The sequence below is a fragment of the Kitasatospora sp. NPDC057595 genome (assembly GCF_042800875.1).
In the GTDB taxonomy this organism is placed as follows: Bacteria; Actinomycetota; Actinomycetes; order Streptomycetales; family Streptomycetaceae; genus Kitasatospora.
This window is the reverse complement of the sequence record NZ_JBHVGL010000019.1, coordinates 58,020-81,208: the sequence shown is the minus strand read 5'-3', so window position 1 is coordinate 81,208 and position 23,189 is coordinate 58,020. Positions and strand designations below refer to the sequence as shown.

The following is a 23,189-nucleotide window of genomic DNA, read 5'->3' as shown; positions in this document are numbered from 1 at the left end:
GCCTACGGCCGGGCGCCACCCGACCGGGCCACTATCACGGCATCGGAGGATGATCGGGCGTTTCCCATGAGATCCACCCGTTTCTCCGGTAAATCGGTGCTCCGGTGTGCCATTGGCACATGACATGGGCTACTCACGAGGGGACAGGCGGGGCCCGCAGACCCTGCGCGCACCCGAGGAGGCCTCAGAAATGACCAGAACGAGCACCGCCACGGCCGTCGCCACCACCGCGGCGACCACGCTACCGGCGGCCCAGGGCGCGAGCGCCGCCACCGCGGACACCGGACCGGTCCGGGTCGGCGCCTTCCTGCTCTCCGCGCAGTTCCCCGGCCAGACCCACGGCGAGGCGCTGGACCGCACCGTGCGGGCCGCCGTCGAGGCCGAGCAGGCGGGGCTGGACAGCGTATGGCTGGCCGAGCACCACTTCGTCCCGTACGGCGTCTGCCCGAACGCCGCCACGCTGGCCGCGCTGCTGCTGGGCCGGACCAGACGGATCGGCATCGGCACGGCGGTCAGCGTGCTCTCCACCACCCACCCGGTGGCGCTCGGCGAACAGGCCGCCCTGCTCCACCTCACCTCCGGCGGACGCTTCACGCTCGGGGTGGGGCGCGGCGGCCCGTGGATCGACCTGGACGTCTTCGGCAGCGGCGTGGACGCCTTCGAGGAGGGCTTCCCGGAGCGGCTCGACCTGCTGCTGCGCTGGCTGCGCGGCTCCCGGGTGGGCGCGGCCGGGCCGCAGTTCAGCTTCCCCGAGGTGGCCGTGGTGCCCCGGGCCACCGAACCTCCCCGCCGCCCGGACCTCGGCGCCTGGCTGGGCCTCGCCGACCGGACCGGCACCGGCGTGCTGCGCTTCCCCCGTCAGCGCCAGGACGCCGACGGTCCCGCCGACGAGCAGCTCACCACCGCCGGCCGCCCGCCGGCCGGACCGCCGGTGGTGGTCGCCTGCACCTCACCCGGCGGGGTCCGCACCGCCGCCGAGCGCGGTCTGCCGATGCTGCTCGGCATGCACTCCGGCGACGACGACAAGCTGCGCATGCTGGAGCTGTATCGTTCCGCCTGGCTGGCCGCCGGACGCGGCGAGGAGCAGCTGCGCCGGGTCGCCCGCCGGCACGTCGCGGCCGGGGTGGCCCAGGTCGACGACCGCACCTCGGCGGCCCGGGCCACTCTGCTCCGTGCGATGCCCGGCTGGTTCGAGTTCGGGCTCGGCGCGCACCGCACGGTGGACGGCCGGGAACGCAAGATGCGCGACCCGCGCCAGTACACCGAGCTGCTCTGCGACCTGCACGCGGTCGGGACGCCGAGGCAGTGTGCGGACCGGCTGCTGGCCACCGCCGAGCGGACCGGCATCCGCCGCTTCGCCCTGCTCGCCGAGGGCAGTGGCGACCGGGAGGCGACCCTGCACAACATCGCCCGGCTCGGCTCCGAGGTCCTGCCGCAGCTGGGCTGAGATCAGCAGTCGCGGAGTTCCTCGGACTGGTTGAGCAGCTGTGCGCGGACCGAGGTGAAGCGCTCGTACCGCTTCTTGTTGGCGGAGGACGGCACGAAGACCGCCACCCGGTGACAGTTCTGGAAGGCCAGCTGAACACCGAAGTGCCGCTCCAGGGCACCCCGGATGGCATTGCTGGCGAGTGCCCGCAGGAGCTGGCCGCGGGCCTGCTCGCTGGGCGGCGGTACCTGGTTGTCGGCGAAGTCGGTGCCGTCGACCTTCGCCTGGGCGACCAGTGAGCTGATCAGGTCCCAGGCGTACGGCAGGGAGACGCGGACGCAGTCGACGAACTCCCGCTCGTCGACCTCGTCCCGCTCGGCCTTGTCCAGCAGGGCCGGTGAGACGTCGAGCGACATGGGTTCTCCTCTCGCGGACCACCCGCGCGACGCCCGGGTGGTGATGCGTAGTCCAAGTCCAAGCTGAGGGTGAGGGTGGGGACGCGTGTGTGTCCGGAGCACCGTCGGACGGGTGTGACGCCGTCGGACGGCCGGGTTTCCGGCACCGCGCCGACGCGGGGGCGCCGCAGACCTTTCGAGGGACGTCGGTCGAGGGCGCCGGCCGCTCAGAACAGCGTGGCAGTCAACGACGGGCCAGGCCGGTCATTCCTGCGGATTGCTCCGGGAATGCGCCCGTGTGCACCACATTGGCCGGATCCCGTCGGATCGTTCATCTGAAGTCTCCATCCCCGTTGACAGCGCTCCCGCAAGCAGTCCGTCACACACCGTAGCGGCCTATCATGGTGGCCGCCAGGGTGCCGACGGGCTTTCGAGGATCGCAGGGCATCCATCGTGGCGGGGTTCGTGGATTCTTCACCCGCTCGTCGTGGAATCGCATCAACTGGCCCCGGTGGGCTAGCGTGGTCGACCGTGCGTCTCGTAATTGCCCGCTGCTCAGTCGACTATGCCGGTCGGCTCTCCGCCCATCTGCCCTCCGCCACCAGGCTCATCCTGGTCAAGGCCGACGGCAGCGTCAGCATCCACGCCGACGACCGCGCCTACAAGCCGCTCAACTGGATGTCCCCGCCGTGCGCCCTCAAGGAGGCCGACGGGGTCTGGACGGTGGAGAACAAGGCCGGCGAGAAGCTCATCATCACGCTGGAGGAGGTGCTGCACGACTCCTCGCACGAACTCGGCGTGGATCCCGGCCTGATCAAGGACGGCGTCGAGGCCCACCTCCAGGAGCTGCTCGCGGACCGGATGGAGGTGCTCGGCAGCGGCTGGTCGCTGATCCGCCGCGAGTACCCGACCGCGATCGGCCCGGTGGACATCCTGTGCCGCGACGCGGACGGTACGACGGTCGCCGTCGAGATCAAGCGCCGCGGCGAGATCGACGGCGTGGAGCAGCTCACCCGGTACCTGGAGCTGCTGAACCGGGACCCGCTGCTGGCGCCGGTGAAGGGCGTCTTCGCCGCGCAGGAGATCAAGCCGCAGGCGCGCGTGCTGGCCACCGACCGCGGCATCGGCTGCGTGGTCCTGGACTACGACGGGCTGCGCGGCATCGACGACGACAAGCTGAAGCTGTTCTGAGCGGTCAGGTGCCGCTCGGCGACGGGGACGTCGCGGACGCCGTCGGACTCACCGGGTCCGACGGCGTCGTCGTCGGCGAGGGTGTGGCGGTCTGCGCGGGCGAGGTGCTCGCCGGGGCGGACGGCGTGGTCTCGCCGGTCGGCTGAGTGACGCCCCCGGCGCTGCTGCCGCCGCCGGCCGTCCCGCCGCCCCCGCTCGTCCCGCCCGCCGTGGAGCCGCCCGTGCCACCGGTGCCCCCCGAGGCGCCGGAGCCGCCGACCGCGCCCGTACCGCCCGTCCCGCCGCCGGAACCGGCGGTGCCGCCCGCCGGGGGCTGCGGCGGGTTCGGGGCCGCGGGCTGGGAGGAGGCGGCCGTGCTGCTCTCCCCCGGGCTCGGCGAACGACTCGGCCGCTTCGACGCCGGTGTCGAGGCCGACGGCGAGCCGGACGGCGTCCGCGAGGCGGTGGCCGCGCCGCTCGGCGCGGGCTCGCCGTCGGGCTCGCCGGAGGCCGGCTCGGCGGCCCCGTCCGAGGGCGGGTCGGTGGTCGGCGCGGCCGACGGGGAGGGCGAGGACGCCGAGGGCCGCGGCGCGGTGGGGCGCGGCGAGCTGCCCGCACCCGGCAGCACCGAGCCGTCGTCGCTGCTGCTGTGCGGATCGTTGCCCTTGTCCTCGCCGGCCACGGTCATCCCGACCGCGGTGCCGAGCACGCCCAGCGCCAGGACCGCCGCCGAGGCGGCGATCGCCGTGCGCCGGTTCCCCAGCCGCAGCGGCACCCGGGCGATGGCCCGCAGCCGGGGCCGACGGGCCGGCGCCGCCTTGGCCGGCGCGGCGGGCGGCAGCTGCCGGCCCTCGGCCCGCAGCAGGTCCAGCATCCGGCGCGCCCCGGCCGCACCGCGCTGCTCGCCGAGCGCGCCGCGAAGCGCCAGCGCGGCCTCCAACTCGGCGATGGCCCGGCCGGGTTCATGGACGCAGACGGCGTACACGCCCAGCTCGTGGCGGAACCAGGCCTCGTCGGCCCGGGCGCCGGTGTGCCGGGCGGCCTCCAGGCCGAGCTGCAGGGCGCGCTCCCAGGCCCCCCAGCGCAGCGCCAGCGCCAGCGCGGGGGCCGCGGCCCGGGCCAGCCGCAGCACCGCGTCGTGCCGCCCGGCGGCCCGGTCGGCGAGCAGGACGCCGATCACCACCTCGGCCTCGGCGGCGATCTGCGGCAGCGAGACCGAGGAGTGGCCGACCCACCAGGCGAAGTGCTGGGCGGCGCCGTCGGCGCTGCCGCGGGCCGGCCAGTGCGGGGCGAGCAGTTCCAGCGCCCCGGCGGTGAGCCGGTGGTGGCCGCCGATCGAGACGGCGAGCCCGGCGTCGGCGAGTTCGGCGAGCGCGCTCTCGCCCTGGCCGACGTCGATCAGCGCGGGCAGGTGCGGGGCGGTCGGGCACTCGCCGCCGAGCGCCACGGCGAGCCGCAGCACGGCCTGCGCGGTCTCGCTCAGCCCCTCGGCGAGCCGGACGGCGGGCAGCGTGGACTCGGCGACCGAGGGCAGCGGCACGGTGCCGCGCAGCGCGGCCTCGCGGACCGCCGGATCGGGGTGGTGGACGGGCTCCTCCACCGCGCCGAAGACATCCATCCGGTCCTCCTCGGCGGCCACCAGGGCGTCCACCGCGACATCCCGCTGGCGCAGCAGGGCGGCGGCCTGGACGAAGCGCAGCGGCAGTCCCTCGGACTCGAACCAGAGGTCCACCGCCCATGCCTTCTCGGCGGCGTCCAGCGGCCGCCCGGCCAGCCGGGCGGCGAGGGCCAGACAGGCGGGCCGGGAGAGGCCGGCGAGCAGGTGGTCCCGGAGCCGGGAGTCCGCCGGGAGCAGCGGGCTGTCCGAGGCGGCGGAGATCAGGAACGCGCAGTCGGGGGCGGCACCGAGCAGCGCCTCCAGTTCGGAGCCGGTGGGCACCACCTCGTCGATGACGACGATCGCGCCGACCCGGGCGAGGTGTTCGACGAGCTGACCGGGGTCGGGGCGGAAGCCGGGGGCGTGGTGGGTCGCCGCGAAGAGGTCCTGGAGCAGGTCGGCGGCGGTGCGGCGGTGGCCGCAGAGCTGCACCACGCCACCGGGGGCGAGACCGCCGGCCGCCGCGGCGACGGCCGACAGCAGGGCGCTGCGGCCGGAGCCGGCCTGGCCGACCAGGCGTATGGACCGGCCTTCGGCGAGCAGGGCGAGCAGCTGGGCGACGTCGTCCTCGCGGTCGAGCAGCGGCAGGTCGGCGGGCCCGGCGCCGAGGGCGAGCGGGCCGACCTGGCGGCCGGCGTCACCGGCCGGGCCGCGGGCGGGCGCGCCGGGGGTGACGGGGCGGGGCCGGGGGCGCCACTCCTCGGGACAGGGCCGCACCTCGGAGCCCTCGGGGCCGCCGACGGTCACCAGCAGTCCCCCGGAGACCAGTTCACCGCTCCGGGTGCGCACGGACTCCTGCCGGAAGTCACCGGTTGGCTGTGCCACGTTCTGCTCCGCCCCACGCTCGCGCCGTCAACCCCGACCGGCCGCCGCGCGCCCGGCAAGGGCGGGCCGGGCGGCCGTGTCCTGACGCCAGACTCTCGCACATCCGTGCCCGCCCGCGCAGCGTCGCGCGGTCAGGGCCCCGGGAGTCCCGGGCCGCCGGGTGGTCAGAGCGCGGGGAGGGTGGCGCCGCGGGCGTCGGCGGTGACGCCCTCGACGGCGAGGATGCGGTGCAGCCGGGTGGCCACCAGCAGGCGCTGGAGCTGGGCGGGGACGGAGCGGAGCACCAGGCGGCGGCCGATCCGCCCGGCCCGGCGGTGGGTTCCCATGATCACGCCCAGGCCGGTGGCGTCCCAGAACTCCAGCCGGGCGAGGTCGAGGACGAGATCGCCGAGGCCGCCGTCGACGGCATGGTGCAGCCGGGCGCGCGCGTCGGCGGCGGTGCGCACGTCGAGGCGGCCTTCGATGGCCAGCGCCGCGTGGTCGCCGGTGATGCGCATGCTCTCCTCCTTCGCGTGGCGGGCCTGGGATGCGGGTGTGCGGGTGTGTTCGGGTGGTGGTGTGCGGGTGTCGGCGGGTACGGGTGTCGCCGGCGGTGCCGGGCCGGAGGGGGCGGTGGTGATCCGGGCGCCGGGCGGGCCCCGCGGCCCCACGCGCCGGCCCCGGCCGGAATGCCGGGTTCCCCGTCATCCATCTGACGGTGAGCCGGCCCCCTGGGTTGCTGGTCATGGCCGGATCTGAAGCAATTTCACTCGTCCGAGGGAATATACGCAGGAACTCTCCACACTTACGCTCGATTACCGCCCAAATCACCCGTCTGCGGCATCGGCGTGAGGAAACTCACCCGCCCCGGGAGGGACGGGCCGCCCGGTTCCACGACCGCACGGCCCGCCCGTTCACCGGCTCAGCGCCGGCTGCCCGCCGTCACTTGCCCGGGTACGGGTAGAAGCCGCGGCCGCTCTTGCGGCCGAGGTCGCCGGCGGTGACCATGCGCGCCATGACCTCCGGGGCGGCGAACTTCTCGTCCTGGGTCTCGTTGTAGATGTTCCGCGCGGCGTGCAGCAGGATGTCCACGCCCGTCAGGTCGGCGGTCTCCAGCGGGCCCATCGGGTGGCCGAAGCCGAGCCGGCAGGCGGTGTCGATGTCCTCGGCGCTGGCGACGCCCGACTCGTAGAGCTTGGCGGCCTCGACGACCAGCGCGGTGATCAGACGGGTGGTGACGAAGCCGGCCACGTCGCGGTTGACCACCACGACCTCCTTGCCGACACCCTCGGCGAAGGCGCGCGCGGCGGCCAGCGTCTCGTCGCTGGTCTTGTAGCCGCGGACCAGCTCGACCAGCTTCATCAGCGGCACCGGCGAGAAGAAGTGCACGCCGACCACCGACTCGGGGCGCGAGGTCGCGGCTGCGATCCGGGTGATCGGGATGGCGGAGGTGTTGGAGGCGAGCACCGCGCCGTCCTTGGCGATCTTGTCGAGCTCCTTGAAGACGCCCTCCTTGACGTCCAGCTGCTCGAAGACGGCCTCGACCACGATGTCGGCCTCGGCGACGGCGCCCAGGTCGGTGGTGGTGGTGATCCGGGCGAGCGCCGCCTCGGCGTCCTCGGCGGTGAGCCGGCCCTTGGAGACGAACTTGTCGTACGAGGCGCGGATTCCGTCGAGGCCGCGCCGCAGCGCCTCCTCGGTCACGTCACGCAGGACCACCGGGTGCCCGGCCTGGGCGGAGACCTGGGCGATGCCGGCGCCCATCAGGCCGGCACCGATCACGGCGATCTGCTTGCTGGACGCATTGCTCATGGCTTGGTCTCCCGATGCCGTCGCCGCCCCGATGGGCGGGCCCTGAAGGCGGCTCAAGGCAGGGGTCGCCCACCGAGCCGCATCGCTCATGGGCCGGACTTTAGTCCCCGGACGCGGCCCGTGGTGCCATCCGAGGGTGTGATCTGCGACCGACCTGGTCAACTGAGCAAATCACTCGATCAGATCATCATCCCGAGGTCCTGGGCGAGGATCGCGGCCTGCACCCGGCTGCGCAGCCGCAGCTTCGCCAGGATCCGGCTGACGTGCGTCTTGGTGGTCGCCTCCGCCATCTCCAGCCGCCCGGCGATCTCACCGTTCGACAGGCCGGCCCCGATGCAAGCCAGTACCTCCCGCTCGCGCGGCGTCAGCCCGTCCACCGCCGCCCTCAGCTCCGGCCCCACCACCCGCTCCGGGCGGGCGAAGGTGCCGATCAGCCGCCGGGTCACCGAGGGCGCCAGCATGCCGTCCCCGCGAGCCACCGTGCGGATGCCCTCGACCAGGGTGTCCGCCTCCAGGTCCTTCAGCAGGAACCCGGCCGCCCCGGCCCGCAGCGCGCCGTAGACGTACTCGTCCAGGTCGAAGGTGGTCAGCACCAGGACCTGCGCCGCCCCGGCCGCCACCACCTGGCGGGTCGCCGAGACGCCGTCCAGCCGCGGCATCTGCACGTCCATCAGGACGACGTCCGGCCGCAGCTCCAGCGCCAGCCGGACGGCCTCCTCGCCGTCCGCCGCCTGCCCGACCACCTCCAGGCCCGGCTCGGCCCGCAGGATCATCACCAGCGCCGCCCGCACCGCCGCCTGGTCCTCCGCGACCAGCACCCGGATCGTCATGCCCGCCCCACCCTTTCCTCCGTCCCCAGCGCCCGCGGCAGCACCGCGCGCACACTCCAGCGGTCGTCCCGCGGCCCGGCCTCGAAGCCGCCGCCCAGCAGCGAGGCCCGCTCCGCCATGCCGACCAGCCCGGCCCGGGCGCCCGGCAGCGACCGCCCCGCCCCCTGGCGGAACGGGCTGTCCACGACGATCCGCAGCTCCTCGGGGCAGAAGTCCAGCAGCACCCGCACCTCCCCCGGACCGGCGTGCTTCAGCGCGTTGGTCAGCGACTCCTGCACGATCCGGTACGCGGCCAGCTCCACCGGCACCGGCAGGGAGCCGCGCTCCCCGCGCTCGGCCAGCTCGAAGGCCAGCCCGACGTCCCGCCCGGCCGCCCGCGCCTTGGCGAGCAGCGCGTCCACCGCCGCCAGGTCCGGCGCGGCGTACGACTCGTCGGCCTCGCCACCGCCGCTGTCACGCAGCAGGCCGATGATGCGACGCATTTCGGCCAATCCCTGGACGCTGTTCTCCCGAATCACCCCGAGCACCTCCACCACCGGATCGTCCGCCGCCCGGTGCTGACGCCGCGCCATCGACTGCGCCCCGGTCGCGTGGATCGCGATCGCCGACAGGTGGTTGGCCACCACGTCGTGCAACTCGCGGGCCATCCGGGCCCGTTCGGCGACCACCGCCTCGCGCCGGTCCATCTCCGAGAGCAGCGCGGTCTGCTCCGCCCGCAGCCGCTGGGCCTCCGCCTCCTGCCGGTGCTTGCGCACCGCGTCCGCGGTCCACAGCGGGCCCAGGAAGATCAGGGCGGTCAGCATGGCCACCGCGACGGCCGTCGCCGAGTCGGAGTACACGAAGGTCAGGGTGGTCAGCACCAGTACCGAGGCGGTACCGCTCACGTGCAGGACCGGCGACATCCGGCGGGGGCCGTAGACCACCGCCGCGTAGAGCAGGTCGGTGTACATGATGGTGGTCGCCAGCAGCGCGCCGGAGAAGATGCTCCCGGCGAAGACCAGTCCGCCGAGCGTCACCACCAGGATCGGCCGGGTCCGCCGCATCAGCTCCAGGCCCGACATCGCCAGCAGCGCCGGCAGCACCTGCCACCGCTCGATCGTCGACGAGTGGTCGTACACCTGGAAGGCGATCAGCAGCAGCCCGCCGAGCAGCCCGGACAGCGCCAGTGCCCCGTCGACCTGCCGCGGGGTGGGGGTGGGTCTGCGCACGCCCCCCATCAGATCATCCCTGGGGCCGACCCGGCTCCGGCAGCGGGGAGGAGCCCCCGTACATCGAAAGATGCAGCCCGGGTCCGTTCCCGGCGACGACGCGCGCGCGAGCGGCGCCGGGGAGGCTGGAGGCATCGCCGAGAGCCGGAGCAGACCATGATCGTCACCCTGATCCTCGCCGCCGAGGCCGCCTTCTGGGTGGTCCTCGCCCTGGGTCTGGTCACCCGCTACCTGCTGCGGTGGCGCACGGTGAGCACCGTCCTGCTGGTCGGGCTGCCGGTGATCGACCTCGGGCTCTTCCTGCTCACCTTCCTCGACCTGCGCGGCGGCGCCACCGCCTCCTGGACGCACGCGCTGGCCGCGAGCTACCTGGGCTTCTCGGTCGGCTACGGCCCGTCGGTGGTCCGCTGGGCCGACGCCCGGTTCCTGCACCGCTTCGCCGGCGGGCCGAAGCCGCCGCCCGCGCCCAGGTACGGCGCCGAACGCAGCCGGCACGAGTGGCGGATCTGCGGGCGCACCCTGGTCTCGGTGGCGATCACGGTCACCCTGATCAGCGCGCTGAAGCTGTTCACCGACGCGCCCGGGACCGCCGTCTTCGACCAGTGGTACTGGAAGCTGGGCATCGCCGCGGTGGTGAACACCGCGATCGCCGCCAGCTACACGCTCTGGCCCAAGCGGCCGCCGAAGCCCGGCAGCTAGGTTCTAGCGGTTCTCGCCCGGCACCCAGAGCACGTCACCGCGCTCCTTGTTGGCCGACCGGGCCAGGATGAACAGCAGGTCGGACAGCCGGTTGAGGTACTTGGCGGTCAGCGGGTTGACGGTGTCCCCGTGGGTGTCGATCGCCGCCCAGGTGGCCCGCTCGGCCCGCCGGACCACGGTGCAGGCCAGGTGCAGGTAAGCAGCGCCCGGGGCGCCGCCGGGCAGGATGAAGCTGCGCAGCTTCTCCAGCGTCTCCAGGTAGTGGTCGCAGTCCGCCTCCAGCTTGTCGATGTAGGACTGCTGGACCCGCAGCGGCGGGTACTTCGGGTCCTCCACCACCGGGGTGGCCAGGTCGGCGCCGACGTCGAAGAGGTCGTTCTGCACCCGGGTGAGCACGGCGGCCACGTCCTCGGGCAGCGCGCCGGCGGCGATCGCCACGCCGATCGCGGCGTTGGCCTCGTTGGTGTCCGCGTACGCGACCAGGCGCGGATCGGTCTTGGTCGTGCGGCTCATGTCGCCCAGCGCGGTGGTGCCGTCGTCGCCGGTGCGGGTGTAGATGCGCGTCAGATTGACCATGCGGCCAGCCTAGCCGGGCCGGTTAGGCGGCGTTAACCTCTCCCCCACCCCGAGGGTCCGTCGCTACGCGACGTTGACCCTCTGCCCGGGCGGGGCCGCCTCCAGCCAGGCGAGGAAGCCGGTGAGCGCGTCCTCGCTCATCGCCAGCTCCAGCGGGGCCCCGTTGTGCAGGCAGCGCAGCACCACCGAGCCGGAGAGCAGGGCCAGCTCCTCCTGCCCCTCCGGATAGCGTCGGCCGAGCACCTCGATCTCCCGGCGCGGCAGCACCTTGCGCGGGCGCGGGGCGTACGAGAAGACCCGGAACCACTCGATGGAATCGCCGCTGTACCGGCCGATACCAAAAACCCACCCCTTGCCATCGGTCTGCGGGACCGGGGCCGGGGTGGGTTGGCCGTTCTCGTCGAGGTCGGGCTGCGTCGAGGCGTCGGCCGGCATTTTGAGCCGGTAGCTGCAGTCGAACGTGCCACCGACCCGCTGGATCACACGGCGGCGTACCGCGAACGCGACCAACCCGATCACACCGAGCGCCACGACCGCCGCACACACCACAAGGGCGAGGACCATGCTCACCTACCTCCTCGCTACCCGCGTTCCCCGTGTCGGTCGTACCAGCCGACCGCGTTGACCTACCAACTGAGACGACAGTCCCGGGGTCACGCTCACGCGTCCCCGGGACCGTCGGTCGACCCCGCTCAGGCGGGGTCCGGCGCACTCAGGCGTGGGCCTTGAGGCCGCGCGCCGCGAACAGCCGGACCTCGGCGCGCCGCTCGGCGTGCTCGTCCAGGTCCGACTTGGCCTTGTCCAGTGCGCGCTCGGCGCGCGCGACGTCGATCTCGTCCGCCAGCTCGGCGATCTCCGCGAGCAGAGACAGCTTGTTGTCGGCGAAGGAGATGAAGCCGCCGTGCACCGCGGCGATCACGGTGTTGCCGTCCGTGGTGCGGATGGTGACCGGACCGGTCTCCAGCACGCTCAGCACCGGGGTGTGACCCGGCATGATGCCGGTGTCACCGGAGGCCGTACGGGCGACGACGATGGTGGCCGCACCGGACCACACCTTGCGGTCGGCTGCGACCAGCTCGACGTGCAGCTCAGCCAACGTGGGCTCCTAGGCTCATGCAACGCCCGATTACTCGGGAGTTTCGGTAAGAATAACGGGCCCGCGCCCCCGGCATGAAACCGGCGGCACGGATTTGACCGGAATCACAGTCGATGCGACGCGAGGGGTGGGTCCCAGGGTTGGGGCCCACCCCTCGCGATCACGCTCGGCTGCTACCGGCCGGACTACTTCTTCGCCAGCTCGGCGGCGTTCTTCTCGAGGTCCTCGATGCCACCGCACATGAAGAAGGCCTGCTCCGGGACGGAGTCGTACTTGCCGTCCGCGATCGCGTTGAAGGCCTCGATGGTCTCCGACAGCGGGACGGTCGAGCCCTCGACACCGGTGAACTGCTTCGCCACGTAGGTGTTCTGCGAGAGGAAGCGCTCGATGCGGCGGGCACGGTGGACCGTGACCTTGTCCTCCTCGGACAGCTCGTCGATACCGAGGATCGCGATGATGTCCTGGAGGTCCTTGTACTTCTGCAGGATCCCCTTGATACGGACGGCCGTCTCGTAGTGGGTCGCAGCGATGTACCGCGGGTCGAGGATGCGGGACGTGGAGTCCAGCGGGTCGACGGCCGGGTAGATGCCCTTCTCCGAGATCGGACGCGACAGAACGGTGGTCGCGTCCAGGTGGGCGAAGGTGGTGGCCGGCGCCGGGTCGGTCAGGTCGTCCGCGGGGACGTAGATCGCCTGCATCGAGGTGATCGAGTGACCGCGGGTCGAGGTGATGCGCTCCTGCAGGAGGCCCATCTCGTCGGCCAGGTTCGGCTGGTAACCCACCGCGGAGGGCATACGGCCGAGCAGGGTCGACACCTCGGAACCGGCCTGGGTGAACCGGAAGATGTTGTCGATGAAGAGGAGCACGTCCTGCTTCTCGACGTCGCGGAAGTACTCCGCCATGGTCAGCGCGGAGAGCGCGACGCGCAGACGGGTGCCCGGCGGCTCGTCCATCTGGCCGAAGACCAGCGCGGTCTTGTCCAGAACGCCCGAGTCGACCATCTCGTCGATGAGGTCGTTGCCCTCACGGGTGCGCTCGCCGACACCGGCGAACACCGACACACCACCGAAGTTCTCGGCGACGCGGTAGATCATCTCCTGGATCAGAACGGTCTTGCCGACACCGGCACCACCGAACAGACCGATCTTGCCACCCTGGACGTACGGGGTGAGGAGGTCGATGACCTTGATGCCGGTCTCGAACATCTCGGTCTTGGACTCGAGGTCCTTGAACTCCGGGGCCTTGCGGTGGATCGGCCAGCGGACCTCGACCTGCTTGTCGAACTCCGCCTGGTCGACGTTCAGCACGTCACCGAGGGCGTTGAAGACCTTGCCCTTGGTGATCTGGCCGACCGGCACCGAGATGGCGGCACCGGTGTCGCTGACCTGCGAGCCACGGACCAGACCGTCGGTCGGCTGCATCGAGATGCCGCGGACCAGGCCGTCGCCGAGGTGCTGGGCGACCTCGAGGGTCAGGGTCTTCTTGCCCGAGCCGTCGGGGTTGTCCACCTCGACGTGCAGGGCGTTGAACATGTCCGGAATCGCGTCGACGGGGAACTCCACGTCGACGACCGGGCCGATGACCCGCGCGACGCGGCCCGTCGCCGTGGTCGGCTCAACAGTGGTGGTCATACTCATTCGCTCCCCGCGCTAGCGTCGGCCAGGGCGTTCGCGCCACCGACGATCTCGCTGATTTCCTGGGTGATCTCGGCCTGACGGGCCGAGTTGGCAAGCCGCGTGAGCGACTTGATGAGCTCGCCGGCGTTGTCCGTCGCGCTCTTCATGGCGCGGCGGCGGGCGGCGTGCTCGGAGGCAGCCGACTGCAGCAGCGCGTTGTAGATCCGGCTCTCGACGTACCGCGGCAGCAGCGCGTCCAGGACGCCCTCCGCCGACGGCTCGAAGTCGTACAGCGGGAAGATCTCCGACTTGGCCGGGCTCTGGTCGCTGAGCTGGACCTCGTCCAGCTTCAGCGGCAGCAGCCGCGCCTCGACCGCGTTCTGCGTCAGCATGGACACGAACTCGGTCGAGATCAGGTGGAGCTCGTCCACGCCGCCGGTCTCCGCGGTGAAGGCCTCGATCAGCTCGGAGGCCACCGTCTTCGCGTCACCGTAGGTCGGCTTGTCGGAGAAGCCCGTCCACGAGCCCGCGACCTGGAGGTTGCGGAAGCCGTAGTACGAGACGCCCTTGCGGCCGACGATGTACGTCACCACGTCCTTGCCCTCGCCGCGCAGGCGCTCGGAGAGCGTCAGCGCGGCCTTGATGGCGTTGGTCGAGTAGCCGCCCGCCAGACCGCGGTCCGCCGTGATCAGCAGGACCGCGGCGCGCGAGGCGCTCGGGTTCTCGGTGGTGAGCGGGTGCTTGGCGTTGGACCGGGTGGCCACCGCCGTCACCGCCCGGGTGAGCTCATCGGCGTACGGAGTGGAGGCGGCCACCGCGCGCTGCGCCTTGACGATGCGCGACGCGGAGATCATCTCCATCGCCTTGGTGATCTTCTTCGTCGCGGTGACAGAGCGGATCCGGCGCTTGTAGACCCGAAGCTGTGCTCCCATGGGTCGTTACGTCCTTTCCCTCGCTACCGGACTCAGGCCTGCTCGGAGAGCAGCTTGCCGTCAGCGGTCTGGTAGCCCGCCTTGAAGCTCTCGACGGCCTTGGTCAGCGCGTCGACGGTGCCGTCGGCCAGCAGACCGGTCTCGACGATGCCGGCCAGCAGGTCCTTGTGCTGCAGACGGACGTAGTCCAGGAACTCGCGCTCGAAGCGGCGGATCTCGGCGACCGGGACGTCGTCCAGCTTGCCGGTGGTGCCGGCCCAGATGGAGACGACCTGCTCCTCGACCGGGAACGGCTGGTACTGGCCCTGCTTCAGCAGCTCGACCATGCGCGCACCGCGCTCCAGCTGGGCCTTGGAGGCCGCGTCCAGGTCGGAACCGAAGGCGGCGAACGCCTCCAGCTCGCGGTACTGGGCGAGGTCCAGACGCAGACGGCCGGCGACCGAGCGCATGGCCTTGATCTGGGCGGAGCCACCGACGCGGGAGACCGAGATACCGACGTTCACGGCCGGGCGGATGCCGGCGTTGAACAGGTCGGACTCCAGGAAGCACTGGCCGTCGGTGATGGAGATGACGTTGGTCGGGATGTACGCCGAGACGTCGTTGGCCTTGGTCTCGATGATCGGCAGACCGGTCATCGAGCCGCCGCCCAGGGCGTCGTTCAGCTTGGCGCAGCGCTCCAGCAGGCGGGAGTGCAGGTAGAAGACGTCACCCGGGTAGGCCTCGCGGCCCGGCGGGCGGCGCAGCAGCAGGGAGACGGAACGGTAGGCCTCGGCCTGCTTCGACAGGTCGTCGAAGATGATCAGGACGTGCTTGCCGTCGTACATCCACTCCTGGCCGATGGCCGAGCCGGTGTACGGGGCGAGGTACTTGAAGCCGGCCGGGTCGGAGGCGGGAGCGGCCACGATGGTGGTGTACTCCAGCGCGCCGGCCTCCTCCAGGGCGCCGCGGACGGACGCGATGGTGGAGCCCTTCTGGCCCACGGCGACGTAGATGCAGCGGACCTGCTTCTCCGGGTCGCCCGAGCGCCAGTTGTCGCGCTGGTTGATGATCGTGTCGACGGCCACCGCGGTCTTGCCGGTCTGGCGGTCACCGATGATCAGCTGGCGCTGGCCGCGGCCGATCGGGGTCATCGCGTCGATGGCCTTGATGCCGGTCTGCAGCGGCTGCTTGACCGACTTGCGGGCCATGACGCCCGGAGCCTGGAGCTCCAGGGCGCGGCGACCGGTCGAGGCGATGTCGCCCAGGCCGTCGATCGGGTTGCCCAGCGGGTCCACGACGCGGCCGAGGTAGCCGTCGCCGACCGGAACCGAGAGGACCTCGCCGGTGCGGCGCACCGTCTGGCCCTCCTCGATGCCGCCGAACTCACCGAGGACGACGACACCGATCTCGCGGGTGTCGAGGTTCAGCGCGAGGCCGAGGGTGCCGTCCTCGAACTTCAGCAGCTCGTTCGCCATGACCGAGGGCAGACCCTCGACATGGGCGATGCCGTCCGCCGCGTCAGTGACCGTGCCGACCTCTTCCACAGAGGCGGCGTCCGGCTGGTACGACTGGACAAAGTCGGCCAGCGCGTCCCGGATCTCCTCCGGACGGATCGTAAGCTCCGCCATCAGGCTTCCCTGCTCTCCTAGTTTGCGATCCTCGGCCCGCCATTGAGGGCCGCAAGTACTCGACTCTCGGCCGGGTCGTATGAACCGGCCGTACGTTTTCCCGACTCCGGTGGAGCCGGTTTCCCGACCGAGGGTCGGATGTGCTGCTTGGGTGCTCAGCCTTCGAGGGACTGGCGAGCGCCTTCCAGGCGGCTCGACACCGTGCCCTCGATGATCTCGTCACCGATCTGCACCCGGACACCGCCGACGACCTCGGGGTCGATGTCGATGTTCAGGTGGACCTGGCGGCCGTACAGCCGGCCGAGAGCACCCGACAGGCGCTCCTTCTGGCTGTCCGACAGCGGAACCGCCGTGGTGACCTGGGCCACCACACGGTCGCGCCGGGAGGCGGCGAGCTTGGAGTAGGACTCCAGCCCCTGCTCCAGGCTACGGCCACGCGGGTTGTTGACCAGGGTGGTGACCAGCCGCACGGTGCCCGCGTGAGCGCGGCCGCCGAGCAGCTTCTTGATCAGGGCCGCCTTGGCGACGGCACCGGCCTTGGGCTCGGTCAGCGCGGCGCGCAGCTCGTGCGAGCCGCTCACCACCCGGCCGAACCGGAAGAGCTCGTCCTCGACGTCGTCCAGGGCACCGGCCTTGTCGGCGGCGATGACCTCGGCGTACGCGGCCAGCTGCTCCGTGGAGTCGACCAGGTCGCGGGCGCCCGACCAGCGGGACCGCACCAGGCCGGCGACCAGGTCGGCCGTCTCGCCGGAGACCTGGCCGGTCAGCAGCGAGGAGACCAGCTGGGCCTTGTCCTGGCCCGACCGGGACGGGTCGGTCAGAACGCGGCGCAGCGACACCTCACGGTCCAGCAGGGCCGTGACGGCGGTGAGCTCCTCGGCCAGCCCGGCCGCGTCCACCGAGGTGGAGTCGGTCAGGCTCTCCAGGTTCTGCCGCCCGGCGGCGAGGGCCTCGCGGCTGGCGCCGATCACTTGGCCGCACCCTGAGCAACGGCGGCCTTGGCCTCCAGCTCGTCCAGGAAGCGGTCGACGACGCCGCTCTGCCGCGCGTGGTCCTCAAGGGACTCACCCACGATGCGGGACGCCAGCTGGGTCGCGAGCGAGCCCACGTCCTGGCGCAGGGCCGCGGTGGCCTGCTTCTTGTCGGCCTCGATCTGGGCGTGGCCGGCGGCGACGATGGCCTCGCGCTGGCGCTGGCCCTCCTCGCGCATCTCGGCGAGCTGGGCGGCGCCCTGCTCGCGAGCCTGCTCGATGATGCGAGCAGCCTCGTGACGCGCCTCGGCGAGCTCGGCACGGTACTGCTCAAGCGTGGCCTGAGCCTCGGCCTGAGCGGCCTCGGCGCGCTCCATGCCGCCCTCGATCGCGTCCCGGCGCTCCGACAGCACCTTCTCGATGCTGGGGAGGAGCTTCTTGCCGAGGATCCCGAAGACGATGAAGAAGCAGAGCAGGCCGATGATGATCTCGGGCCATGCGGGCAGAAGGGGGTTCATGATCTCCCCCTCCTCCGCGAGGTGAGCCGCGATGCTCATATCTGGACCTTCCTCGAAGGGTCTACGGCGGGAATTACTTGGGGCCCTGGCCGAAGACGAACGGCATGACGATGCCGATGAGGGCGAGCGCCTCGGTCAGCGCGAAGCCGATGAACATGTTGGAACGGATCAGGCCGGCGGCCTCGGGCTGGCGGGCCATGGCCTGGACACCGTTACCGAAGATGAGACCGACACCGATGCCGGGGCCGATCGCGGCGAGGCCGTAGCCGATGGAAGCGACGGAACCGTAGACGCCGACCTCAGCGAGCATGCTCATTGCAATGTGTCCTTTGCGGGGATGGTGATCCGGTGGTGATTGGCCACCGGGCGTTCCGGGGGTGGTTCAAGAGGGCCGCGGCGGCCCCTGGCTCAGTGCGCCTCTTCCAGGGCACCGGCGATGTAGCTGCTGGCCAGCATCACGAAGATGTAGGCCTGCAGGAACTGGACCAGCAGCTCGAAGGCGGTCAGGCCGACGGCGACGATGAACGAGGCCGAGCCGTACAGCGCGCCCAGGGTCGGGCTGAGCAGGTACCAGGAGGCGATGGAGAACATCACGATCAGCAGGTGGCCGGCGAACATGTTCGCGAAGGCTCGGACCGCGAGCGTGAAGGGGCGCACGAAGATGTTCGAGAAGAACTCGATCGGCACCAGGATGAACATGACCCAGCCGGGGATGCCCGAGGGCCAGCAGAGGTTCTTGAGACCGCCGACGAAGCCGTGCTTCTTGAAGGTCAGCGTCATGTAGGTGATCCACACGACCGCGGCCAGACCGGCCGGGAACGCGATCGCCGCCGTCACCGGGAACTGGGCGAACGGGATGACCGACATGATGTTCAGCAGCCACACGAAGAAGAACATCGAGACCAGCATCGGGACGTACTTCTCGCCCTTTTTGCCGATGGTCTCCAGCACGATCGAACGCTTGACGAAGTCGTAGCCGATCTCACCGACCAGCTGCAGCTTCCCCGGGACCAGCTTCGGCTTCGCGAAGGCCGCCCAGAAGAACACGACGACCAGCGCGGCAACGATGATCGAGAGCAGCATCGGCTTGTTGAAGTCGAAGCTACCGATGGAGAAAATCGGCTCGAACTGGAACTCGTTCAGGCCAGGGGCCGGGAAGCCGCAGCCAGCGTCCCCGAAGTGGCAACTGCCTGAGGCGAGGGACGTGAGTTCAGCACTCACCACGGACTCCTTCGTCGTGACGCATGGTTACGGCAACCTCGGTGTGTCGGCGTGGCCTGCGACCACGGAGCGGCACTGGAACTTGATGGATTTCTCGCCGACCCCGCGCGGCAGTGCGCTGCACCGAAGCGGGATCATCGAAGACTGCGCGGATCCGGGGGGCGATCGGTCCGCCGTGCGGACAGACCAGGCCTCTTCCCGTACTCCGTTGCTGCGACGGACGATAGCAGCCCGTCAGCGCGGCATAAACACCGCCCCCCTCGTTGGGGGGACAGTGGGCCGCCGTCACTGTTGACGCCCCTTGTCGGACGGCTTCCCGGCCTTCGTTTCGGAGGAATCGCGGTCGGAGGCCTCGGGGTCGACGTAGAAGGTCTTGGCCTTCAGCGCGCCGCGCACCTGGAACCCGGTCCAGATCAGCGCGCAGCCCAGCAGCGTGAAGGCGAAGGCCTGCCGGTTGAAGAGCTCGGTGTCCTTGAACACCGCCAGCACGATGCCGACCAGCAGGATCTGCGTGGTGTACACCAGCAGCGCGGCGGCCATCATGATCTGCGGGTTCGACCTGGTCAGCCGGTCGAGGGCGACCTGGCCGAAGGTGAAGAAGGCCATCACGAGCAGAGCGCCGAAGAGTGCTCCGAGCAGGCCCTTGCCGCCGGCGACGGCAAAGGAGATGGCCATCGCAATGACTCCGGCGACCGCAGTGGGGATCGCGGCGCCCCGGAGGATCCGGGCGTCGTTGGACGGCATGTCGGCAACTCCGGCGGCATGTCGATGTGGCGGGGGGACGGGCAGAGAAACGCGGTGGGTGACACCGGACCGGGACCGCCGCGGGCCGGCCGCTCGACGGCGAGCCCGTCGAGGGAGACCTGCCAGGGACGGAAGTCATCCACCTGTCAGGTCTTTCGGCGTGTTCTCGGTACTCGTGAACGGTATCACAAACTATTTGATGAGAGCTTTACCATGAATGTGTGGTACCTGTCACACCGGCAGCACAGCAGTACCGCCGAACGAGTGAAGCGGATTGACGGATCATCACCTCCGCTAGCGGCCCCGGCCGTTGCCGTGGCCGCGGCCGGTGATCGCCGACGATCCCTTCGCGACCCCGCCGAGCAGCCGCTTGTCCTCGGCCGACAGCTCGGCCATCGGTTCGGAGGCCGCACTCCCGGCCGATTCGGCGGTCAGTTCCTCACCCTGCGTGACCGGTGCGGCGCTCCGGAGCTGGGGACGGCGGCGGCGGTAGCGCGGCGGCACGAAGGCCTGCACGGCGCGCGGGGCCCGCGGCCGGAACTGCGGGGTGAGCAGCACCACCAGGCCGACCAGGCAGAGCCCGGCCAGCGTGAGGACGACGGTGCGGCCGGTGTTGGTGACCGAGAAGGCGACGGTCCCGAAGGCGATCAGCGCGGCCCAGAAGTACATGATCAGTACGGCCCGGCTGTGCGAGTGGCCGACCTGGAGCAGTCGGTGGTGCAGGTGGCGCTTGTCGGCGGCGAACGGGGACTGCCCCGCCCAGGTGCGGCGGACCACCGCGAGCAGCAGGTCCGCCAGCGGCAGCGCGATGACCGTCAGCGGCAGCAGCAGCGGGATGTAGATCGGCACCAGGGCGTGCACGGTGGCGGTCTGCGAGCCCAGCTCGCTGGTGATGAGGTCGGGGTCGACCCGGCCGGTGATGGAGATCGCGGCGACGGCCAGCATCAGGCCGAGCATCATCGACCCGGAGTCGCCCATGAAGATCCGGGCCGGGTGCATGTTGTGCGCCAGGAAGCCCAGGCACATGCCGATCAGCAGCACGCTGAACAGCACGGCGGGGGCGGCGTCGGTGATCGTGTAGCCGTACCAGAGCCGGTAGGAGTACAGGAAGAAGGCCATCGCGGCGATGCAGACCATGCCGCCGGCCAGACCGTCCAGGCCGTCGATGAAGTTCACCGCGTTGACCATCACCACGACCATGACCACCGAGATGACCATGCCCTGGGTGGGGCTGACCGCGACCGGTCCGACACCCGGCACCGGCAGGGTGATCACCGTGACGCCCTGCCAGACCATCACACCGGCGGCGATCATCTGGCCGCCGAGCTTCACCAGGGCGTCCACGCCCCACTTGTCGTCCAGCACACCGAGCAGCCACATGATGCCGGCCCCGGAGAGCAGCGCCCGGATGTCGGTGCCCTGGGAGAACACCTTGCTCAGGTTGTCCAGCTGGGAGGCGACCAGGATGCCCGCGCAGAGGCCGCCGAACATGGCGATGCCGCCGAGCCGCGGTGTGGGCTCACGGTGCACGTCGCGGGCGCGGACCGGGGGCATCGCCCCCGCCGCGATGGCGAACTTCCGGACCGGCCCGGTCAGCAGGTAGGTGACGGCCGCGGTGCAGAACAGCACCAGCAGATACTCACGCACCACTGACCTCCTGCAGCGCTGTCCGACGGGTGGGTACCGAAGGTACTCCCGTGCCTGTCCGGGGTTCGAGGTGCGTCGCCACGGCACACACCTTATTGACTCCGACGCCGGGGGCGCGCATCGCGGTTCGCCCCGCCGGGCAGGAGATTCGGATGACCGTTCAACGGCGCCCGGCGAACGCCCGCGCCAGCTCCCGGACCCGCTGCGCCACCCGGACGTCCGTGCCCGCGACGAGCAGCCGTCCGATCAGCCCGGCGATCTCCTCCAGCTCCGCCTCCCCCATGCCCTGCGAGGTCACCGTGCCGGTGCCGAGCCGGATCCCGGAGGCCTCGGACGGCGGCGCCTCGTCGTACGGCAGCGCGCACTTGCCGAGCAGCAGGCCGGCGGCGGCGCAGCGGCGCTCCGCCTCGGCGCCGCTGACCCCGAGCGCGCCGACGTCGGCGGTCACCAGGTGGGTGTCGGTCCCGCCGGTCAGCGGGCCCGCACCGGCCTGCGCGAGCCCTTCGGCCAGCACCCGCGCGCCGGTCACCGTCCGCTGCGCGTACGCCCGGTAGGCGGGCGTCGCGGCCTCGGCCAGCGCGACGGCCTTGCCGGCCACCTCGTTCATCGCGGCGCCGCCCTGGCTGAACGGGAAGACCGCCCGGTCGATCCGCTCCGCCAGCTCCGCGGTGGACAGCAGCAGGCCCCCGCGCGGGCCGCGGAGCAGCTTGTGGGTGGCCGCCACCGTGACGTCCGCGTACGGCACCGGGGACGGCGCCAGACCGGCCGCGATCAGTCCGGTGGTCTGCGCGGCGGCGGCCACCAGATAGGCGTCCGTCTCGTCGGCGATCTCCCGGAAGGCGGCCCAGTCGGGGTGCCGCGGGTAGGAGATGGAACCGGCCACGATCGCCTTCGGGCGGTGGCGCAGGGCCAGCTCGCGCACCTGGTCGAGGTCGATCAGCCCGTCGTCGCGGCGCACCCCGTAGCCGACGAACTCGAACCAGCGGCCGGAGAAGTTGGCCCGCGAGCCGCAGCTGAGGTGGCCGCCGTGCTCCAGCGACATCGCGAGCACCGCGTCGCCGGGCCGCAGCAGCGCGGCGTAGGCGGCCAGCATCGCCGAGGTGCCGGAGCGCGGCTGCACGTTGGCGTGCGGGGCGGCGAACAGCTCCCGGGCCCGGTCGATCGCCAGCAGCTCGGCGGCGTCGGCGAGCGCGCAGCCGGTGTGGTGGCGACGGCCGGGGTAGCCCTCGGCGTACTTGTCGATCAGCGGGCCGGTGAGGGCCGCCAGGACGGCCGCGCTCGTGAGGTTCTCCCCGGCCAGCAGCTGGACCGTCTCGGCCCTCCGCTCGGCCTCGGCGGCCAGCAGGTCGGCCAGCTGGGGATCGGCCCGGTACAGGGCCGTTGAGCGCGCCTCGGCGGTGTCGACGGGTCCGGTCGCGGCATCGGTGACGGTCATGGCGGGGCTCCCGGGCGCGTCGGGTCGGATTTCTCCAGCGTAGGACCGCCCCCGCGCCCCGGCACGGCGGCGCGTGCCGGGGTACGCCCGGGCGTACGAAGGGAGCCGCGAACGGTGTCGGAGCGACGACCGTCGGGACCGGGCCGGGAGCGCCCGGGCGGGCCAATATTCAGAGCGCGCGGATGCCGGTCAGTGCGGTGACCACCGGGTCGACGGCGTGGAATATCTCCTCGCCGCAGTTGCGGAACATCCCGATCGGCGCGCCGTAGGGGTCGTGCAGCTCGTCCGCCTCGGGGTCGGCGGCCAGCAGCCAGCCGCGCAGCGCGGCGGCGGCGCGGACCAGCGCGCGGGCGCGTTCGGTGACGTCCGCGCCGCGCCGGGGGTCCGGCAGGGTGCCGGGGTCGATGGTGCGGACCAGCCGGGTGAACTCCTTCAGCGTGAAGGTGCGCAGCCCCGCCTCGTGGCCCATCGAGATGACCTGGGCCCGGTGGTCCAGGGTCGCGGTGAGCACCAGGTCGGCCTCCACCACGTGCTCGTCCAGCAGTTCGCGGCCGGTGAAGCCGCCGCTGTCGGCGCCGTACTCGTCCAGCACCGTCGCGGCGTGCTCCTCCATCGGCGCGCCCACGTGGCCCCAGGTGCCGGCCGACTCGACCAGGATCCGCCCGGCCACCCGGGGATTGAGCCGGGTGTCCAGCTCACGCCGGGTGAGCCGCTCGGCGATCGGCGAGCGGCAGATGTTGCCGGTGCAGACGTAGAGGATCCGGAAGTGGTTCAGCGGCCTGGGGCCCACGCTCAGGTACGGCGATATGCCGGGCCCGGCATGGA

Annotated in this window: 23 protein-coding genes; 3 read left to right on the top strand and 20 right to left on the bottom strand. The window is 71.8% G+C overall.

Translation table 11 applies throughout. The features are described from left to right. Positions 1-190 precede the first annotated feature (190 nt). Positions 191-1,447 carry an LLM class flavin-dependent oxidoreductase gene (locus tag ACFU9E_RS26090; RefSeq protein ID WP_380681305.1) on the top strand — a complete coding sequence of 419 codons (1,257 nt, stop codon included), beginning with the start codon at positions 191-193 and terminating at the stop codon, positions 1,445-1,447. 2 nt (positions 1,448-1,449) lie between these two features. On the opposite strand, the gene ACFU9E_RS26085 is transcribed toward ACFU9E_RS26090, so the two are convergent. Continuing rightward, a complete protein-coding gene (locus ACFU9E_RS26085) occupies positions 1,450-1,842 on the bottom strand; it encodes an SCO5389 family protein (RefSeq protein WP_355371360.1) in 393 nt (130 codons plus the stop codon). Positions 1,843-2,352: 510 nt separating this feature from the next. Here ACFU9E_RS26085 and nucS point away from each other — a divergent pair. Then, positions 2,353-3,012, top strand: coding sequence for an endonuclease NucS (gene nucS, locus ACFU9E_RS26080; protein WP_380681307.1), 660 nt, complete (start codon positions 2,353-2,355; stop codon positions 3,010-3,012). A gap of 4 nt (positions 3,013-3,016) precedes the next feature. Here nucS and ACFU9E_RS26075 read toward each other — a convergent pair whose 3' ends face one another. The 5 genes from ACFU9E_RS26075 to ACFU9E_RS26055 form a co-directional block, all read right to left on the bottom strand. Continuing rightward, positions 3,017-5,473 (bottom strand): ATP-binding protein, encoded by a 2,457-nt coding sequence (locus ACFU9E_RS26075; protein ID WP_380681309.1) that lies wholly within the window; start codon positions 5,471-5,473, stop codon positions 3,017-3,019. A gap of 164 nt (positions 5,474-5,637) precedes the next feature. Then, positions 5,638-5,970, bottom strand: a complete 333-nt coding sequence (locus ACFU9E_RS26070) for an STAS domain-containing protein (protein WP_380681311.1) — start codon at positions 5,968-5,970, stop codon at positions 5,638-5,640. A 424-nt stretch (positions 5,971-6,394) separates the two neighbouring features. Then, positions 6,395-7,264, bottom strand: coding sequence for a 3-hydroxyacyl-CoA dehydrogenase family protein (locus tag ACFU9E_RS26065; RefSeq protein WP_380681313.1), 870 nt, complete (start codon positions 7,262-7,264; stop codon positions 6,395-6,397). A gap of 179 nt (positions 7,265-7,443) precedes the next feature. Next, positions 7,444-8,094 (bottom strand): response regulator, encoded by a 651-nt coding sequence (locus tag ACFU9E_RS26060; RefSeq protein ID WP_380681315.1) that lies wholly within the window; start codon positions 8,092-8,094, stop codon positions 7,444-7,446. Then, a complete protein-coding gene (locus tag ACFU9E_RS26055; RefSeq protein WP_380681317.1) occupies positions 8,091-9,311 on the bottom strand; it encodes a sensor histidine kinase in 1,221 nt (406 codons plus the stop codon). The genes ACFU9E_RS26060 and ACFU9E_RS26055 overlap by 4 nt, the downstream gene beginning before the upstream one ends. Positions 9,312-9,458: 147 nt before the next feature. Between ACFU9E_RS26055 and ACFU9E_RS26050 the strand changes: the two genes are divergently transcribed. After that, complete coding sequence (locus ACFU9E_RS26050) at positions 9,459-10,001, top strand: hypothetical protein (protein ID WP_380681319.1); 543 nt, start codon at positions 9,459-9,461, stop codon at positions 9,999-10,001. A gap of 3 nt (positions 10,002-10,004) precedes the next feature. Here ACFU9E_RS26050 and ACFU9E_RS26045 read toward each other — a convergent pair whose 3' ends face one another. The 14 genes from ACFU9E_RS26045 to ACFU9E_RS25980 form a co-directional block, all read right to left on the bottom strand. Next, on the bottom strand, positions 10,005-10,577 hold the full coding sequence (locus ACFU9E_RS26045) for a cob(I)yrinic acid a,c-diamide adenosyltransferase (RefSeq protein WP_380681321.1): 573 nt from the start codon (positions 10,575-10,577) through the stop codon (positions 10,005-10,007). Between the two features lie 63 nt (positions 10,578-10,640). After that, a complete protein-coding gene (locus ACFU9E_RS26040) occupies positions 10,641-11,141 on the bottom strand; it encodes a DUF2550 domain-containing protein (protein WP_344324216.1) in 501 nt (166 codons plus the stop codon). A 148-nt stretch (positions 11,142-11,289) separates the two neighbouring features. Next, a complete protein-coding gene (locus ACFU9E_RS26035; protein ID WP_376091445.1) occupies positions 11,290-11,673 on the bottom strand; it encodes a F0F1 ATP synthase subunit epsilon in 384 nt (127 codons plus the stop codon). A 185-nt stretch (positions 11,674-11,858) separates the two neighbouring features. Next, on the bottom strand, positions 11,859-13,304 hold the full coding sequence (gene atpD / locus ACFU9E_RS26030) for a F0F1 ATP synthase subunit beta (protein ID WP_380681323.1): 1,446 nt from the start codon (positions 13,302-13,304) through the stop codon (positions 11,859-11,861). A gap of 2 nt (positions 13,305-13,306) precedes the next feature. Then, positions 13,307-14,221, bottom strand: a complete 915-nt coding sequence (locus tag ACFU9E_RS26025) for a F0F1 ATP synthase subunit gamma (protein ID WP_380681325.1) — start codon at positions 14,219-14,221, stop codon at positions 13,307-13,309. 32 nt (positions 14,222-14,253) lie between these two features. Next, complete coding sequence (gene atpA, locus ACFU9E_RS26020) at positions 14,254-15,828, bottom strand: F0F1 ATP synthase subunit alpha (protein ID WP_355371332.1); 1,575 nt, start codon at positions 15,826-15,828, stop codon at positions 14,254-14,256. A gap of 155 nt (positions 15,829-15,983) precedes the next feature. Then, positions 15,984-16,799 (bottom strand): F0F1 ATP synthase subunit delta, encoded by an 816-nt coding sequence (locus ACFU9E_RS26015; RefSeq protein ID WP_380681327.1) that lies wholly within the window; start codon positions 16,797-16,799, stop codon positions 15,984-15,986. After that, the gene (locus tag ACFU9E_RS26010; RefSeq protein WP_376091430.1) at positions 16,796-17,356 is read right to left on the bottom strand and encodes a F0F1 ATP synthase subunit B; all 561 of its coding nucleotides are present in this window, start codon (positions 17,354-17,356) and stop codon (positions 16,796-16,798) included. The genes ACFU9E_RS26015 and ACFU9E_RS26010 overlap by 4 nt, the downstream gene beginning before the upstream one ends. A 34-nt stretch (positions 17,357-17,390) precedes the next feature. Next, positions 17,391-17,633 carry an ATP synthase F0 subunit C gene (gene atpE, locus ACFU9E_RS26005; RefSeq protein ID WP_030302757.1) on the bottom strand — a complete coding sequence of 81 codons (243 nt, stop codon included), beginning with the start codon at positions 17,631-17,633 and terminating at the stop codon, positions 17,391-17,393. A 92-nt stretch (positions 17,634-17,725) separates the two neighbouring features. Then, complete coding sequence (gene atpB, locus ACFU9E_RS26000) at positions 17,726-18,538, bottom strand: F0F1 ATP synthase subunit A (protein ID WP_380681329.1); 813 nt, start codon at positions 18,536-18,538, stop codon at positions 17,726-17,728. A 285-nt stretch (positions 18,539-18,823) separates the two neighbouring features. Beyond that, positions 18,824-19,213: a hypothetical protein gene (locus ACFU9E_RS25995; protein ID WP_380681331.1), complete on the bottom strand. Its 390-nt coding sequence runs from the start codon at positions 19,211-19,213 to the stop codon at positions 18,824-18,826. 363 nt (positions 19,214-19,576) lie between these two features. Next, positions 19,577-20,929, bottom strand: coding sequence for an MraY family glycosyltransferase (locus tag ACFU9E_RS25990; protein ID WP_380681333.1), 1,353 nt, complete (start codon positions 20,927-20,929; stop codon positions 19,577-19,579). Between the two features lie 160 nt (positions 20,930-21,089). Then, positions 21,090-22,364, bottom strand: a complete 1,275-nt coding sequence (gene glyA, locus ACFU9E_RS25985) for a serine hydroxymethyltransferase (RefSeq protein ID WP_380681335.1) — start codon at positions 22,362-22,364, stop codon at positions 21,090-21,092. A 169-nt stretch (positions 22,365-22,533) separates the two neighbouring features. After that, positions 22,534-23,172: a protein-tyrosine-phosphatase gene (locus ACFU9E_RS25980; protein WP_380681340.1), complete on the bottom strand. Its 639-nt coding sequence runs from the start codon at positions 23,170-23,172 to the stop codon at positions 22,534-22,536. Positions 23,173-23,189: the final 17 nt, after the last annotated feature.